This window comes from Saccharothrix sp. CB00851, assembly GCF_001905065.1.
Classification (GTDB): Bacteria; Actinomycetota; Actinomycetes; order Mycobacteriales; family Pseudonocardiaceae; genus Actinosynnema.
The window spans coordinates 189,623-205,291 of sequence record NZ_LWLC01000056.1 but is presented as its reverse complement, the minus strand read 5'-3'; the positions used below and the strand labels follow the sequence as shown (position 1 = coordinate 205,291).

The 15,669-nt window shown below is 72.1% G+C and carries 12 protein-coding genes; 6 read left to right on the top strand and 6 right to left on the bottom strand.

Translation table 11 applies throughout. The annotated features are described in order from the left end of the window. Positions 1–86 precede the first annotated feature (86 nt). The 5 genes from A6A25_RS38065 to A6A25_RS38045 all read right to left on the bottom strand — a co-directional run bounded on the left by A6A25_RS38065 (position 87) and on the right by A6A25_RS38045 (position 7,050). Complete coding sequence (locus tag A6A25_RS38065) at positions 87–1,319, bottom strand: MFS transporter (RefSeq protein WP_073898768.1); 1,233 nt, start codon at positions 1,317–1,319, stop codon at positions 87–89. Then, the gene (locus A6A25_RS38060; RefSeq protein WP_073898766.1) at positions 1,316–2,590 is read right to left on the bottom strand and encodes a glycosyltransferase; all 1,275 of its coding nucleotides are present in this window, start codon (positions 2,588–2,590) and stop codon (positions 1,316–1,318) included. The genes A6A25_RS38065 and A6A25_RS38060 overlap by 4 nt, the downstream gene beginning before the upstream one ends. A 243-nt stretch (positions 2,591–2,833) precedes the next feature. Continuing rightward, positions 2,834–4,294, bottom strand: coding sequence for an MFS transporter (locus A6A25_RS38055; RefSeq protein WP_198933000.1), 1,461 nt, complete (start codon positions 4,292–4,294; stop codon positions 2,834–2,836). A gap of 85 nt (positions 4,295–4,379) precedes the next feature. After that, the gene (locus tag A6A25_RS38050) at positions 4,380–5,558 is read right to left on the bottom strand and encodes an acyl-CoA dehydrogenase family protein (protein ID WP_073898764.1); all 1,179 of its coding nucleotides are present in this window, start codon (positions 5,556–5,558) and stop codon (positions 4,380–4,382) included. 238 nt (positions 5,559–5,796) lie between these two features. Continuing rightward, complete coding sequence (locus A6A25_RS38045) at positions 5,797–7,050, bottom strand: RNA polymerase sigma factor (RefSeq protein WP_073898762.1); 1,254 nt, start codon at positions 7,048–7,050, stop codon at positions 5,797–5,799. A 411-nt stretch (positions 7,051–7,461) separates the two neighbouring features. On the opposite strand from A6A25_RS38045, the gene A6A25_RS38040 reads away from it, so the two are divergent. The 3 genes from A6A25_RS38040 to A6A25_RS38030 are packed head-to-tail and all read left to right on the top strand — an operon-like array spanning position 7,462 to position 11,020. Next, positions 7,462–8,649: an epoxide hydrolase family protein gene (locus A6A25_RS38040; protein WP_073898760.1), complete on the top strand. Its 1,188-nt coding sequence runs from the start codon at positions 7,462–7,464 to the stop codon at positions 8,647–8,649. Beyond that, on the top strand, positions 8,646–10,031 hold the full coding sequence (locus tag A6A25_RS38035; protein WP_073898758.1) for an FAD-dependent oxidoreductase: 1,386 nt from the start codon (positions 8,646–8,648) through the stop codon (positions 10,029–10,031). The genes A6A25_RS38040 and A6A25_RS38035 overlap by 4 nt, the downstream gene beginning before the upstream one ends. Continuing rightward, a complete protein-coding gene (locus A6A25_RS38030) occupies positions 10,028–11,020 on the top strand; it encodes an MDR family NADP-dependent oxidoreductase (RefSeq protein WP_198932999.1) in 993 nt (330 codons plus the stop codon). Before A6A25_RS38035 ends, A6A25_RS38030 begins: the two co-directional genes overlap by 4 nt. Before the next feature lie 65 nt (positions 11,021–11,085). Here the strand turns inward: A6A25_RS38030 and A6A25_RS38025 are convergent, their stop codons facing one another. Further along, the gene (locus A6A25_RS38025; RefSeq protein WP_143193682.1) at positions 11,086–12,303 is read right to left on the bottom strand and encodes a cytochrome P450 family protein; all 1,218 of its coding nucleotides are present in this window, start codon (positions 12,301–12,303) and stop codon (positions 11,086–11,088) included. A 314-nt stretch (positions 12,304–12,617) separates the two neighbouring features. Here A6A25_RS38025 and A6A25_RS38020 point away from each other — a divergent pair, with 314 nt between their 5' ends. From A6A25_RS38020 to A6A25_RS38010, 3 genes are all read left to right on the top strand, one after another. Continuing rightward, entirely contained in the window at positions 12,618–13,769 is a 1,152-nt protein-coding gene (locus tag A6A25_RS38020; protein WP_073898910.1) for an epoxide hydrolase family protein, read from the top strand. Between the two features lie 112 nt (positions 13,770–13,881). Then, complete coding sequence (locus A6A25_RS38015) at positions 13,882–14,220, top strand: YciI family protein (RefSeq protein ID WP_073898752.1); 339 nt, start codon at positions 13,882–13,884, stop codon at positions 14,218–14,220. A 200-nt stretch (positions 14,221–14,420) separates the two neighbouring features. After that, a complete protein-coding gene (locus A6A25_RS38010; protein ID WP_073898908.1) occupies positions 14,421–15,665 on the top strand; it encodes an RNA polymerase sigma factor in 1,245 nt (414 codons plus the stop codon). The last annotated feature ends 4 nt before the right edge of the window (positions 15,666–15,669 follow it).

The window sequence follows — 15,669 nt, the reverse complement described above, 5'->3', positions numbered from 1 at the left end:
CGCCGCCGCGAGTGCCGGTCGGCCGGCGAAGGGCGGCCCCGGTCGGGAACCGCCCCTCGGCTGTGGTCGTGCGCGCGCGAAGGGAGTCAGGCGGCGGGAGCCGGGGTGGGCTCGCGCACCTTCATCACGCCCGCCGCCAGGACGACGGCCAGCATGAACGGGATGAGGGTGGCGAAGGTCAAGGTCAGGCCGAGGGCTTGGGCCAGCCAGCCGACGAGTGCCGGGCCGGCCAGGGCACCCGCGTAGGTGAACGTGGCGACGCGTGAGACGAACGTCGCCGCGCCGGGGCCGTCGCCGCCGACGTGGCCGACCGCGCTGAAGATCAGCGGCACCAGGACCGACATTCCGTAGCCCAGGAGCCCGAACCCCGCCAACGACACGAACTGCGACTGGCCGAGCACCACGACGACGAAGCCGACCACGGCCAGTGCGGCGTGGATGCGGAAGACCGGTGCGCGGCCGAAGCGCTCGGTCAGCCGGTCGCCGACCAGTCTCCCCAGCGTCTGGAACGCGGTGAAGGCGCCGTACCCGAACGCCGCGACGGCCAGCGTCGCGCCGCGGACCTCGTGCAGGAAGACGCCGCTCCAGCTGATCACGGCCGCCTCGCAGAGCATCAGCACCAGGCCGATGGAGCCGAACACCAGCACCGGCCCCGTCCATCCGCTGCGCCAGCCCGCCTTCACGGCCTCCGCCCCGTCATCGGCCTTCTCCCGCTGGTCGGCCGAGGCGGGCAGCAGGCCTAGCGTGATCGGCAGGCCGACGACCAGCAGCACGGCACCCGTCCACAGGGTGTGCTGCTCCACCGGGATCCCCGCGCGGATGACCGGGGCGCCGACCAGCGACGCGATGATCGCGCTGATGCTCCACGCCGCGTGGCAGCCGTTCATCATGGGCCGCCCGCGCAGGCGCTCCACCACGACGGCGTGGGCGTTCATCGCCACGTCGAGCGTGCCGTGCACCGCTCCCGTCACGGTCACCGCCACCGCCAGTTGCACGATGTCGTCCGCGGCGCCGATGCCCGCCAGTCCGAACGGCAGCAGCACGAGCGTGATCCGGATGACCTTGACGCTGCCGAAGCGCGCCACCAGGCCGCCGACGAGCTGCATCGTCAGGATCGCCGCCACCCCGAAGCAGGTCAGCACGACGGCCAGTTGCGACTCGGTGAGGCCGAGCCCCGTCTTCAGCGACGGGATGCGCACCAGGTAGGTGGCGATGAGCAGGCCGTTGACGAAGAAGACCGTGGTGACGGCCCACCGCGCCCTGGCCACGACGGCGTCGTCGACCGCGTCCACGGCGGCCGTTCCGGTCTGGTCGGTCATGCCCGCTCCCCACTGCCGTCCGAGACCGTCCCACCGGATCCTCGCGCGGCTGTCGCGCCGGGGAACACGCGCACCTCACGGCCGATGCGCCGCGCCTCGGCGAGCAGGTCGTCGGACCAGCGGTCCCACAACCCGGCCAGGCGCGAGGTGATCACGACGACGTCGACGGACCCGTCCTCCAGCGGTGTGCGCAGGCCGAGCGCGTGGTGGCGGGCACCGGCCGCGGCCTTCCGCACCAGCGCGGAGTCGAAGTCCAGCACGACCGCCGACGACAGCCGCGGTGGGATGTCCCCGCCGGAGCCGAACACGGCGACCCGCGCGGCCGGTGGCAGGTCGCTCGTCGCCTCGACCAGCTCGTCCGCCACGCTGCGGTCCCCCACCTCGCGCTGCCAGGCCAGCAGGTCGGCGTAGTCGGCCTCCCAGCTCCACTGCAGGTGCTTGACCGTCAACGCGTACCCGATCTCCATCACCGGCTCGCGGTGCAGGGTGAGCAGGTACGCGACCTGCCGGGCCAGCTGCTCGCGCAGTTCGTACATGTCACGCGGGTGCGGCACGTCGACGACCCAGGCGTCGGGCGCGAAGTGGAACTTCACGCCCCGCCCGAACAGCTTGAACGCGAACTCCAGGTCCTCCGCGCCCCACTCGGTGAACCCGCCGTCGAAGCCGCCCACCGCGTGGAAGTCCTCGGCGCGCACCGAGCAGTTGATGGTGAAGAACAGCTGCCACGGCGCGAGCCCGCGGGACAGGTCGAACCCGACCTCGTCCATCCGCGGGTGGCGGATGTCCCGGAACGCCGGGTCGTCGGCGTAGCGGGCCACCGTCGCCTCCGGGCCGAGCCGGGCCAGCTCCGGGTTCAGCCACGACATGTCCTTCTCGGGGTTGTAGCCGTAGGCGTACCCGATGACGGCGCGGTGCTCGGGGTGCTGGTGCGCCGCGAGGTGGTTGGCCAGGTAGTCCGGGCCGAACAGCGGCCCGGTGTCCAGGAAGACCAGCACGGGCGCGGTGGCCAGCCGCGCGCCGCCGTTGCGGGCCGCGCCTGCCCGGAACCCGAGGTCGGGCTGGTGGTAGTACTTCAGCCGCAGCCGTTCGGCGAACGATTCGACCACGGCCCGGGTGTCGTCCGACGAGCCGTCGTCGGCGACGACCACCTCGAACTCCTCGACCGGCAGGTGCTGGCGGGTCAGGTGTTCCAGCGTGGTCCGCAGCATCCCGGCGCGGTTGTAGGTGGGGATGACCACCGAGACGCGCGGGGGCTCCGCGTCGATCACCATGTCCGCTCCTGCGGGCACTCGTCGTGGTGGCGCTTCCGGACGCCCTTCGTGACCTGCGGTGGACTCATCTCATCGGCTCCTTCCGGCGGGGGTGCTCCACTGCGGACCGGGAGTCCTCCCGCAGAGAGGTCGGTGCGGACTCGTCCCGGGCGACATCACGGCGGACCGGTTTCCGCCCGGTTCACCCGGACGAGGTCATCGCTGCCGACGGCCGGGTGGCCGCCGGCAGCGATGACCCGGGCCTCAGCTCACCGCGGGCGTCTTCGCCTGACCGGTGCGGGCACGGCGGACGTACGCGGGCAGGAAGACCGACAGCGCGCAGATCAGCGCGGCGACGACGACCAGCGCCAGGAAACCGGCGTGGTAGCCCGCCGCGAGGTCGACCGGCTCCGTCGAACCCGCCGTGACCGACACGGCGACGGTCGCGACGATCGCCGTGCCGATCGCGCCACCGACCTGGAACCCCGCCGAGATCAGGCCGGAGGCCAGGCCCGACTCCGGCTCGTCCACGTCGGTCAGCGCCACGATCTGTGACGTCGTGTGACCGGCACCGAGCCCGACCCCGAAGACCAGCAGCGCCAGGAGCATGTCGGTCGCGTAGTCGACGTCGACCGGCAGCCGGGCCAGCAGCAGGCAGGCCGACGCCAGGGCGAGCGCGGCGAACACCATGGGCAGCCGGAAGCCGCGCCGCGTGACGATCGCCTGCCCGGTGTACGCGCCCGCGACGGACATGATCGGCATGGCGGCGCCCGCCAGGCCCGCTTCGAACGCCGAGTACCCGAGCACCTGCTGGGTGTGCAGCGAGATCAGCAGGCTCTCACCCCAGGCGAGCATCGCGACCAGCGCCATCAGCAGGTTGCCGATCAGCACCGTGCGCTTGCGCAGCAGCGCCAACGGCACCAGCGGCGCCGAGGAGCGGGCCTCGATCACCAGGAACAGCGCGATGAGCGCGACGGCGAGCGAGTACAGCCCGATGGTCTGCGTACTCGCCCACCCCGCGGCCGGTCCGTCGACGGTCGCGTAGATCAGGGCGACGAGCGCGACCGTGATGGTCACCGCCCCGGCGACGTCGAAGGTCCGCCCGCGGCCGTGGTCCCGGCTTTCCCGCAGCACGAACGGGGACAGCACGAGCACGGCCAGCACCACCGGGACGTTGATCAGGAAGACCCACTCCCAGCCGAGCCCGGTGGTGAGCCCACCACCGACCAGCAGCCCGGCCACCGCGCCCACCCCGCCGACCGCCGCCCACGACGCGATGGCCCGGTTGCGCTCTGAGCCCTCGGGGAACGTGTTCATCAGGATGGACAACGCGCTGGGGACCATCAGCGCCGAGGACAGGCCGTGCAGGGCGCGGGCCGCGATCAGCACCTCGCCGTTCCAGGCCAGCCCCGACACCAGCGAGGTGACCAGGAAGCCGATCAACCCCGCCATGAACACCACCCGGCGGCCGAGCAGGTCCGCCGCCCGGCCACCGAGCAGCAGCAAGCCGCCGAAGGTGATCGCGTTGGCGGTGAGGATCCACTGCGCCTGCTCGGTCGGCAGGTCCAACCCCCCTTGGATGGACGGCATCGCCAGGGCGACGACCTGCGAGTCGAGGATCATCATGAAGCTCGCCACGCACAGCAGCACGAGCGCCCACCACCGACGTGGGTCGCGTCTGAGGTCGGGGTCGGCGGTGACGGCGGCGACCGGTTTCATCTCCATGCCCAACTCCTCCACGGTGTCGGTTGTGCGAGCGTTCGTCCTCCGGCGGACGAAGGCGGGTCTGGCTGCTCTGCCACCCCGGCGCTCACAGGTACGTGGTGTTGGGCTCGAGCCCGGCGAGCACCCGGCCGTAGAGCTCCTGGTTCGTGTTCGGGTGCATCAGCGCGTGCAGGTTCAGCGTCTGGACGTCGCGGACGATGCGCTGGATGGCCACCCCCGAGTAGACGGCCGAGCCGCCGCTGGCGGTGTAGAGGATGTCCGCGGAATCCTTGGCCAGGCCCAGGACCCGGCCGAGCGCGGCGCGCGCGGCGACCCGCTCGTGCACCGTCCACGGTTCCCCGAGCGCGCCCTTGTCGTCGAGCATGGCGGCCAGCCGGGTGGCGTGGAACTCCGCCTCGTCGATCTTGAACGTGGCCTCGGCCAGCTGCAGGTGGGTCAGCGGCGCCTCCCGCTGGCCGGCGTAGTCGGTGTAGGTGATCTTGCGTTCCGGCAGCCGCTCCAGGAACGTCTCCATCGCCATCTTCGCCAGCCCGAGCGCGGCGCCCGCGAAGGACACGCAGCCGGTGGCGATCAGCGGAGCCCGGAACATCGGCTTGTCGGCGTTGAGCTCGGAGGCGAACTGGCCCTGCAACAGGGCCACCATCGGCAGGACGCGGTCGGCCGGCACGAACACCCCGGTCGCGACGGTCGTGACGCTCCCGGTGCCGCGCAGGCCGGCGGTGTGCCAGTCGTCCACGATCTGCAGGTCCGACATCGGCACCAGCGCCATGACCGGCCACTGCGCGGCACCGTCCGGCGTCGGCGCCATCGCCAGCACGAGCTGCCACTGGCTGTGGTGCGCCCCGCTGATGAAGTTCCAGGCGCCGTCGACCACGATCCCGCCGTTGCTCGGGACGGCCGTCGCGGTCGGGCTCAGGACGCCGCACACGCGCACGTCCGGTGTGGAGAACACCTCCTCCTGCACGTGGTCCGGGTACAGGCCGGTGATCCACGCGCAGGTGGACCACACGGCGGTGAGCCACGAGGCGGAGCCGTCGCCGCGGCCGATCTCCACGAGCGTCCGCAGCAGGGTGGCGGCGTCGGCCTCGGCGCCACCGTGCTGCGTCGGGATCCTCATCGTGAAGACCCCCGCCTCGCGCAACGCGGTGATCAACTCGTCGTGCAGGCGCCGGTTCTCGTCCGCCCACAGTGCGTGCTCACGTGCGATCGCCGATGCCCGGGCGAGGAGGTCCGCCGTGGGTCGGTTCTCGGTTGTCGATGTCATTGCGCCCCTTCGCGTTCTGCGGCTGACTGGTCGTGCAGTGGCGGCAGTGGCGGTGTTGGTGGTGCCGTGGCGGTGGACCAACTGGTTGCGGCAGCCGAGGACGCCGGAGAGCCCAGGCGCGACTCGGCCCGTAACCAGATCCTCACAGTGCGTGACAAGAGGGTGCATCTTCGAAAATGCGCTCTTCACCGATCAATGGATCCCCGGGCGAGTGCCGCCCGGTAGGTGGCGCGGTCGGTCAGGCGGGTCCGCCGCCGGCGATCCAGGCGGCCCGGGACTCCAGGTAGCGCCGCTCCACCGGGCTCGCGGTGCGGTCGGCCGCACGCTGGTAGCACGCCCGCGCCGCGTCCAGATCGCCCGCCATCTCCAGCAGGTGGCCCCTGGTGGCGTCCAGGCGGTGGTACCCGGCCAGGCGCTCGTCCTGCGCCAAGGCGCCCAGCAGCCCGAGCGCGGTGTCCGGGCCGTGCACCATCGCGACCGCGACCGCGCGGTTGAGCGCCACCACCGGACCCGGCGAGATCCGTTGCAGCGAGTCGTAGAACCCGAGGATCCGTCGCCAATCGGTGTCCTCGGCCCGCCGCGACCTCGCGTGCACCGCCGCGATCTCCGCTTGGAGCCGGTACGGGCCCGCGGCACCGGCCGATCGCGCACGCGTCAGCAGGGCCACGCCCTCGTCGATGGCCGCCCGGTCCCACAACCCGCGGTCCTGCTCGTCCAGCGGGATCGGCACGCCGTCCGCGTCGGTGCGCGCGGCCCGGCGTGCCTCGGTGAGGAGCATCAACGCGAGCAGACCGGCGACCTCGCCGTCCTCCCGCAGCAGTCGGTGCACCTCGCGCGTCAGCCGGATCGCTTCCCCGGTCAGGTCCGCGCGGTGCAACTCCGGCCCCGTCGTGGTCGCGTAGCCCTCGTTGAAGATCAGGTACAGCACGTGCAGGACGACGCCCAGCCGGTCGCGCCGCTCGTGCTCGGGCGGCAGGCGGAACGGCACGCCGCTGGCCTTGATGCGCTGCTTGGCCCGGCTGATGCGCTGTTTCATGGTGGTCTGCGGGGTGAGGAACGCGCGGGCGATCTCCTCCGTGGTGAGGCCGCCGACCGCGCGCAGCGTCAGCGCGACCTGGGACAGCGGCGACAGCGACGGGTGGCAGCACAGCATCAGCAGCAGGAGCGTGTCGTCCTGGTCCGACTGGGGCCCGACCTCCGGACCGGGGACCAGGTGCTGGTCCGACGGCTGCGCCGCGACGACCGCCAGCTCGCGCCTGCGGCGGGCGAGGTCGCTGCGGTACTGGTCGGTCAGCCTGCGTGACGCCACGGTCAGCAGCCAGGCCCTGGGGTTGTCCGGCAGCGCCTCCGCCCGCCACTGCGCCGCGGCCGCCGCCAGTGCCTCCTGCACCGCGTCCTCGCCGGCGTCGAAGTCACCGTGCCTGCGCATCAGCGTGCCGAGCACCTGTGGCGCGAGCCTGCGCAGCAGGTCGTCCAACAGGCGGTCCGTCACCCGACCATCATGCAACAGCTCACCCGACGACCACGCGACGGTGGCGCGGTCGATCAGCGGTCGCGGGTGCGCGGTGGCGAGCGGATGCCGCCAGTGTGCCCGGAGGTGCCGGGGCCGGCTTCTTCCCGATTGCGCTGTCCCCGCGCCCGGGACGGCAAGATCGGAGAAGCGTCGGCACACCCGATGCCCCAGGGTGGATCGGTGTGTCCCGAATGCGAGGCACACACGGATATCCGCGATCGCGCTCACCTCCCAGGGATCGGGGTCCGGTGTGACCGGCGATCCCCCGAACACCGAGTGGTCCGACGAGAACCGCCGCCCGACCGGGCCGTGCGCACGCGCCCAGGTCGATCTCAACCCGACTCGGTTTCCCGCGTGACTGACACCCGACCACCGGTCGAGGAGGGAACCATGCACCCGTACCGCGTCGACTTTCCCCGATCCGAGCTGGACGACTTGCGCCGCAGGCTCACGGCGACGCGATGGCCCGACGAAGTGGTGGACGCGGGCTGGAGCCGCGGCTTCCCCGTCGGGTACCTGCGCGAACTGGTCGAGTACTGGCGCGACGAGTTCGACTGGCGCGCGGTGGAAGCGAAGATCAACTCGTTCCCGCAGGCCACGACCGTCGTGGACGGTGCCGACCTCCACCTGGTGCACGTCCGCTCGCCGGAGCCGGACGCCGTGCCGCTGCTGATCACGCACGGCTGGCCCGGTTCGGTGCTGGAGTTCCTGGACGTGATCGGCCCGCTGACCGATCCGCGCGCGCACGGCGGCGACCCGGCGCGGGCCTTCCACGTCGTGCTGCCGTCGGTGCCGGGCTACGGCCTGTCCGGACCCACCCGGGACACCGGCTGGGGACCGGTCCGCGTCGGCCGGGCGTGGGCGGAGGTCATGCGCCGCCTGGGCTACGACCGCTACCTGCTCCAAGGCGGCGACCTCGGCTCGTGGATCAGCCTCGCCACGGCCGCCGTCGACCCCGGGCACGTCGCGGGCGTGCACCTGAACTTCCTGGTGACCGCCCCGAACGGCCCGGAGGACCTGGACGGGCTCGGCCCGGACGACCTGGCCCGCCTGGACCGGCTCCAGCGCTGGTCCGAGCACGGGTCGGGCTACCTGAAGCTGCAGGCCACCCGACCGAACACCATCGCCTACCCGCTCACCGACTCCCCCGTCGGCCAGCTGGCGTGGGCCGTCGAGAAGTACCGGGAGTGGTCGGCGTGCGTCGACCGCCCGGAGGAGGTGATCGACCGCGACGACATCCTGGCCAACGTCACGCTGGCGTGGCTCACCGGAACGGCGGGCTCGTCGGCGCAGTTCTACTACGAGATCGCGCCGATGATGCCCGGTGCGCCGACCGCGTCCCCGCCACCGCCCCTGGCCGCGCCGCTCGCGGTGTCGGTGTACCCGGCGGACCCGGCACCCCCGGTGCGTGCGCTGGCCGAGCGGGCGTTCCCGCGGATCGTCCAGTGGCGCGACCACGCCGAGGGCGGCCACTTCGCACCGCTGGAACAGCCCGAGCGGTACGTGGCGGACCTGCGCGACTTCGCGGCCCTGCTGGCCGGCACCGGGGTCGCCGCACTCGCGGGCGAGCGGTCATGACGGCCACCGACCGGGCGGTGGTGCTCGGAGCGGGCATCGCGGGCCTGCTGTCGGCCCGGGTCCTCGCCGGGACCTACCGCGAAGTGCACGTGGTCGACCGCGACGAACTCGACGACGTCGACTCGCCGCGGCGGGCGGCACCGCAGGGCCACCACATCCACGGCCTGCTCGCGCGCGGGCACCGGATCATCGAGGGCCTGTTCCCGGGGATCACCGAGGAGCTGGCGGCGGACGGGGTGCCGGTCGGCGATTTCGGCACCAGCCTCGGGTGGTACTTCAACGGCCGCCCGATGCGGCGCACCGAGACCGGCCTCGTGTGCGTGTCGCCGTCACGGCCCATGCTGGAGCAGCGGCTGAGGCGCCGGGTGCGCGCACGGGCCAACGTGACGTTCGTGGAGGCCACGGACATCGCGGGGCTGCTCACGTCCCCGGACCGCACCCGGGTCGTCGGTGTGCGCCTCCAGTCCCGGGGCGCGGACTCGACGCCGCGCGAGCTGGCGGCGGACCTGGTGGTCGACGCCACGGGACGCGGTTCGCGCACACCCGCCTGGCTCACCGGGCTCGGCTTGCCGCGCGTGCCGGAGGAGCGCGTCAAGGTCGACCTGACCTACACCACGTGCGACTTCCTCGGCCCCCTCGACCCCGACCCGATCGGCGACGGTGTCGCCGAGGTGTGCGTGGCGACGCCCGCGAACCCGCGCGGCGCGACCCTGGCGCGGCTGGCCGACCGCTACTCGTTGTCGCTGTACGGGATCCTGGGCGACCGGCCGCCGACGGACCTGGAGGGCTTCATGGCGTTCGCCGAGTCCCTGTCCGTGCCGGCCATCCACGAGGCGGTCCGGGGCGCGACACCGATCACGACCCCGGTGTCGTTCCACTTCCCGGCCAGTGTCCGGCGGCGGTACGAGGCGCTGAAGAACCCGCCCGCGGGTCTTCTGGTGGTGGGAGACGCGGCGTGCGTGTTCAACCCCATCTACGCGCAGGGCATGACGGCGGCCGCGCTGGGTGCCGAAGTGCTGTCCCGGCACGTGGCGCCGGGCCGTGCGCCGGACCCGCGCCGGTTCTTCAAGGACCTGGCCAAGGCCAACGAGGCGCCGTGGGCGATGTCGGCGGGCGGCGACCTCGGTTTCCCCGGCACGGAGGGCAAGCGGACGCTCCCGCTGCGAGTGGCCAACGCCTACGTGCTCAAGCTGCGTGCGGCGGCCGCGAACGACGCCGCACTCACCGAGGCGTTCCTGCGCGTCGCCGGTCTCGTCGCCCCCCTGGAGTCCGTCCTGCGGCCGGGTGTCGTGCGGCGGGTGTTCTTCGGCGGTCGCGAGACCAGCGGAGCATCGACGTCCACGGCGGATCGCGGGACACGTGACTGGGAGGAGACATCGTGAGAGTCGGTCGTGAAATGCGCCTGATCTCCCGGCCGGCGCAGCGGATCCCCGCTCCCGGCGACGTGGAGCTGGTGGAGGTGCCGGTGCCGGATCCCGGACCCCGGCAGGTGCTCGTGCGCAACCTCTACATGTCGATCGACCCCGGCGGCCTGCTCCGGATGAGCGATCTGTCCAAACTGGACATCCCGCACTTCGAGGTCGGCGAGGCCATGTGGAGCGACGCGATCGGCGAGGTGGTCGAGTCCGACCACCCCGACCTCCGGGCCGGCGACATCGTGTGGCACCGACTCGGCTGGCGCGACTACGCGGTGGCGGACGGGGCGGAGTTCCGCAAGGTCGACCCGGACGCCTACCCCTCGCTGTCGCACCACCTGTGCTTCGGCATCGTCGCCTACATCGGCATCGCGGTCGCGGGTGTCAAACCGGGCGACACCGTGCTCGTGGCCAGCGCGGCGGGCGGGGTGGGCAGCATCGCGGGCCAGATCGCCCGGCTGCGCGGCGCCACCACGGTGGTGGGGTCGGTCGGCTCGCCGGAGAAGGTCGAGTACGTCACCGGGACCCTGCGCTACGACGCCGCGTTCGACTACCACGACGGGATGTACGACCAGCTCGTCGCGCTCGGCCTGAACGACCGGCTGGACGTCTACTTCGACAGCGTGGGCGGCGGTCTGCTGGAGGCGGCCATCGACGTGATGAGGCCGCGCGGGCGCATCGTCATGTGCGGCCAGACCGAGCAGGTCCGCTCGGGCGTGCCCACCGGGCCGCGCAACATGCTCAAGGTCGTGGGCAAGCGGATCGGCATCCAGGCGTTCTACACGTTCGACCACCCCGACCTGCTGCCGAAGTTCGAGGCCGAGTTCACCGAGTGGGTCCGCGGCGGTGAGGTCGTCGTGGCGGAGACCGTCGTGGACGGTCTGGAGAACGGCATCGACGCCGCGGTGGGCCAGCTCCAGGGCCGTTACACCGGCAAGGTGATCCTGCGCTTCTGACCGACGACACGGGAAAGGGGTCCGATCCGGTGTCGGATCGGACCCCTTTCGCCGTGCGGGGACGGTCAGCGGTGGTTGAGCCGGACCGGCAGCGTGTCGACACCGTTGAGCAGGAACGTCGGCGCGGGCTTCACCTCGTCCGCCGGCACGGCCGTCGAGATGTTCGGGAAGCGCTCGAACAGCGAGGGAAGCGCGACCAGGGCCTCGATGCGGGCCAGCGGTGCGCCGAGGCAGTGGTGGGCGCCCCAGCCGAAGGACAGGTGCTTCTTGTCCTTGCGGGTGATGTCGAACCTGTCCGCGTCCGCACCGTGCTTGGACACGTCACGCCCCGACGCGGCGAACCCGATCAGCACCGGGTCACCCTTCGGGATCGTCACGCCGCCGATGCGCACCTCCTCGGTGGTGAACCGGAACGGCAGCTGGGCGATCGGCGACTCCACGCGCAGCGCCTCTTCGACCACCTCCGACCACGGGACCTCACCGGAGACCGCCATCTCCAGCTGGTCGGGGTGGCGCAGCAGCGCCACGACCGCCCGGCTGATCAGGTTCGTGGTGGTCTCCGAGCCCGCGCCCAGCATCAGGTGCAGCGTGCCCGCGACCTCGGAATCGCTCAGCCGGGAGCCGTCCTGCTGCTGTTGCTCGATGAGCCTGCTCAGCAGGTCGTCGGCGAGGTTGTGCTTCTTGAACTCCACCAGGTCGAACATCGCCTGGTGCCACTCCTCGACGTTGGCGACCGCCTCCTCGTGCGTGATCGTCGTGTCGACGTTGATTTCGCCGCCGCGCATCACGGCCCGGCGCCGGTCCTCCGGCACGCCGAACAGCTCGCAGATCACCCTGGTCGGCAATGGGTAGGCGAACCGGCCTTTCAGGTCGACTACCTCGTCCGGCTCGGCCTTCTCCAGGTCGTCCAGCAGTTCCCGGGTGATGCGCTCGACCTGCGGCCGCATGGCCTCGGACCGGCGCAGGGTGAACGCGTTCGCGGTGAGCCTGCGCAGCCGGTCGTGCGCCGCGCCGTCGTTGGTGGTCATGTTGTCCATGAGGACCCACCCGATCAACGGGAAGTCGTCACCGATCTCCCCGTTGATGAACGCGGGCCAGTGCTTGCGGGCGTCCTTGGCGAACCGCTCGTCGGCGAGCACCTCCTTGACCATGTCGTAGCCGACCACCGACCAGGCGCGCACCCTGCCCGGCAGTTCGACCTGCGCGATCGGGCCCTGTTCGAGCAGCAGGGCCGCTTCGGCGTGCACGTCGCGTCCCGTGGGGTCGAGGACGATCGGTTCCACGCATACCTCCGACAATGCGAGCCGCTGAGGGCTGGGCGAATGGAGCAGGGAGAGCGGCCGGTCCTTCTCGCGGAAGGCGACCCGGCCGGTGAACCGAGCACATGAGCCGGCGCGTGCCGGGAGCTCAGCATTTGACGCTAACCGCGCGGACGACGAACCGACCACTTCCAGATTGCTCACCCGGCGCGATTGCACCCCATTTCTTCCTGATTGCTCAATTCCCCGTCCGGCGCGGTATTCCTGGTACCGTCGACTTGACCGCCCGCCGCCCGCGGAGATGTGCCACAAAGCACCCGGGTAAAGGAGCAATGGGCATGCGTCCTTTTGTCGTGGACATCCCGCAGGAGGCCCTGGACGACCTGCGCGACCGGCTGGAGCGCACCCGCTGGCCGCGCCTGCCCGACGGCGCGGGCTGGGAACGCGGTGTCCCGGTGGACTACCTCAAGGAGCTCGCTGACTACTGGCGCACCGGCTACGACTGGCGGGCGGCCGAGCGCAAGCTCAACGGCTTCCCGCAGTTCACCACCGAGATCGACGGCGCGAACATCCACTTCCTGCACGTCCGCTCACCCGAGCCGGACGCGTTGCCGCTGCTGATGACCCACGGCTGGCCGGGCTCGGTCGCCGAGTTCCTGGACGTGATCGGCCCGCTCACCGACCCCCGCGCGCACGGCGGCGACCCCGCCGACGCCTTCCACGTGATCGCGCCGACCCCGCCGGGCTTCGGCTTCTCCGGGCCCACCCGGACGGCGGGCTGGACGGTGGGCCGCATCGCGGCGGCGTGGGCGGAGCTGATGCACCGCCTCGGCTACGACCGGTACGCCGCGCACGGCACCGACCTCGGCGTGTGGATCTCGCTCACGCTCGCCGGGCTCGCGCCGGGGAACCTGATCGGCGCGCACGTGAACTTCCTGATCACCGCGCCAGGGGACCCGTCCGAGGTCGCCGGGCTGGACGAGCGGGACCTGGCCCGCGTGCGGCTGATGGCCGAGCTGGACCGCAACGGCGCCTACATGAAGATCCAGGGCACCCGGCCGCAGACGTTGGCCTACGGCCTGACCGACTCACCGGTCGGGCAGCTTGCCTGGATCGCCGAGAAGTTCCGGGAGTGGACCGACCCCGAGGTGCCCGGCGGCTCGGTGGACCGGGACAAGCTGCTCACCAACATCTCCCTCTACTGGCTCACCGCGACCGCGGGCTCCTCGGCCCAGCTCTACTTCGAGATGGCGGACCAGCTGCCCGACCCGACGAAGCCGCCGGTGGTCCCGCCGCCGCTGCCGTTGCCGCTGGCCGTGGCGGTCCACCCGCACGACTCGGCCCTGCCCATCCGCCGCATCGCCGAGCCGCGCTTCCCGAACATCGTCCAGTGGAGCGAGTTCGACCGCGGCGGGCACTTCCCGGCGCTGGAGGTGCCCGACCTGTTCGTGGCCGACGTGCGGTCCTTCGCCCGCGCGCTGGGCCGCTGACCAGGCCTTCCGGGTACGCCGCGAACTCACCCGAAATTTCCGGTGGCGTGTTGTCCTGCCGGCCTCGTCCCGTTCGTCATTGTGGTGAGAGGCCGACCAGCGAGGAGCCACGATGAAGTACATGATGTTCGTCTGCACCGACACCGAGCCGGACGCGGACCAGACCGACGACATCGACACTTGGGTGGAGAGCGTCGACAGCACCGGCCGCCGGCTGCAGGGCAGCCCGCTCGCCCCGCCGTCCGCGGCCACCACGGTGCGGGTCCGCGACGGGGAGTTGCTGCTCTCCGACGGCCCGTTCGTCGAGACCAAGGAGGTCATCGTCGGTTTCGACATCCTCGAGTGCGCCCACCTGGACGAGGCGATCGAGGTGGCCCGCGCCCACCCGATGGCGCGGATCGGCAGGCTCGAACTGCGGCCGTTCGGCGAGCTGCCCGACCGGTCCAACTGACCGACCGGCGGCTGCGGCGGTCCGGGCCGCCGCAGCCGGCCACGGCCGGGCTCTTGCCGGATGCCCGCTCGGGTGACCCGGCGGCGGGTGTCGCGGCCTTGGCACGTCCGCCGGGTTTACTGTGGGCTCGTATCGTCCACCGGACGCGACACCTGGAGGGATGCCGCCGTGAACCGCCGCGAGACCCGGTGGCGCCGAGGGTGAGCGTCGAGGCAGCCGTCGCGGACACCTTCCGAACGGCGTGGGGCCTGGTCGTCGCGACGTTGATCCGCACCACCGGCGACTGGGACCTGGCCGAGGAGTGCGCGCAGGACGCGTTCGCCCAGGCCCTGACGACGTGGCCGAAGGACGGCGTGCCCGCCACACCGGCCGCGTGGGTGATCACCACCGCGCGCAACCGCGCCGTCGACCGGTTGCGGCGGCGCAGCGTCGAGTCGGCGAAACTGCGCGAGATCGCCCTGGACCTCGACGAGGCGCACGACGACGAGCACGCCGAACCCGGCGGGATCGAGGACGACCGGCTGCGCCTGATCTTCACGTGCTGCCACCCGGCCCTGCCGCTGGGGTCGCGGGTGGCGTTGACGCTGCGCACCCTGACCGGTCTCACCACCGCCGAGATCGCGCGGGCGTGCCTGGTGTCCGAGCAGACCATGGCGAAGCGGCTGGTGCGGGGCAAGGAGAAGATCCGGCAGGCCGGGATCCCCTACCAGGTGCCGTCGGCGCAGCGGCTGCCCGAGCGGCTGCCCGGCGTGCTGGCGGTGCTCTACCTGCTGTTCAACGAGGGGTACACCGCGACGACGGGCGTCGACCTGGTGCGGCCGGACCTGTGCGTCGAGGCGATCCGGTTGACGCGGCTGCTCGCCGAGCTGATGCCTCGCCAGCCGGAGGTGCTGGGCCTCAACGCGCTGATGCTGCTGCACCACGCCCGGCGCGACACCCGCGTGGACGAGGCGGGCGACGTGATCGCGTTGGCCGACCAGGACCGGTCGCGGTGGCGGCGCGACGAGATCGAGGAGGGCATCGCGCTGCTGGAGTCCGTGCTGGACGTCGGCGACGTCGGGCCGTACCAGCTCCAGGCGCTGATCGCCGCCTACCACGCGGAGGCGCCGTCCGAGGCGGAGACCGACTGGGCCGCGATCGCCCGGCTCTACGCGAGGTTGGAAGCCACGACCCCGTCGCCGGTGGTCACGCTGAACCGCGCGGTCGCCGTCGCGATGTCCGAAGGCCCGGCCGCGGGGCTGGCCCTGGTGGACGAGCTGGACCGGAACCGCGCCCTCGCGGGCTACCACCTGCTGCCCGCCGTGCGTGCGGACCTGCTGCGGCGACTGGGCGACTGGCCCGAGGCGGCACGGGCCTACCGGCGGGCACACGAACTGGCCACCACCGAACCGGAGCGCAACTACCTGGCCAAACGGCTGGCGGAGGTGGCGCACGCCGCCCAGTGACGGC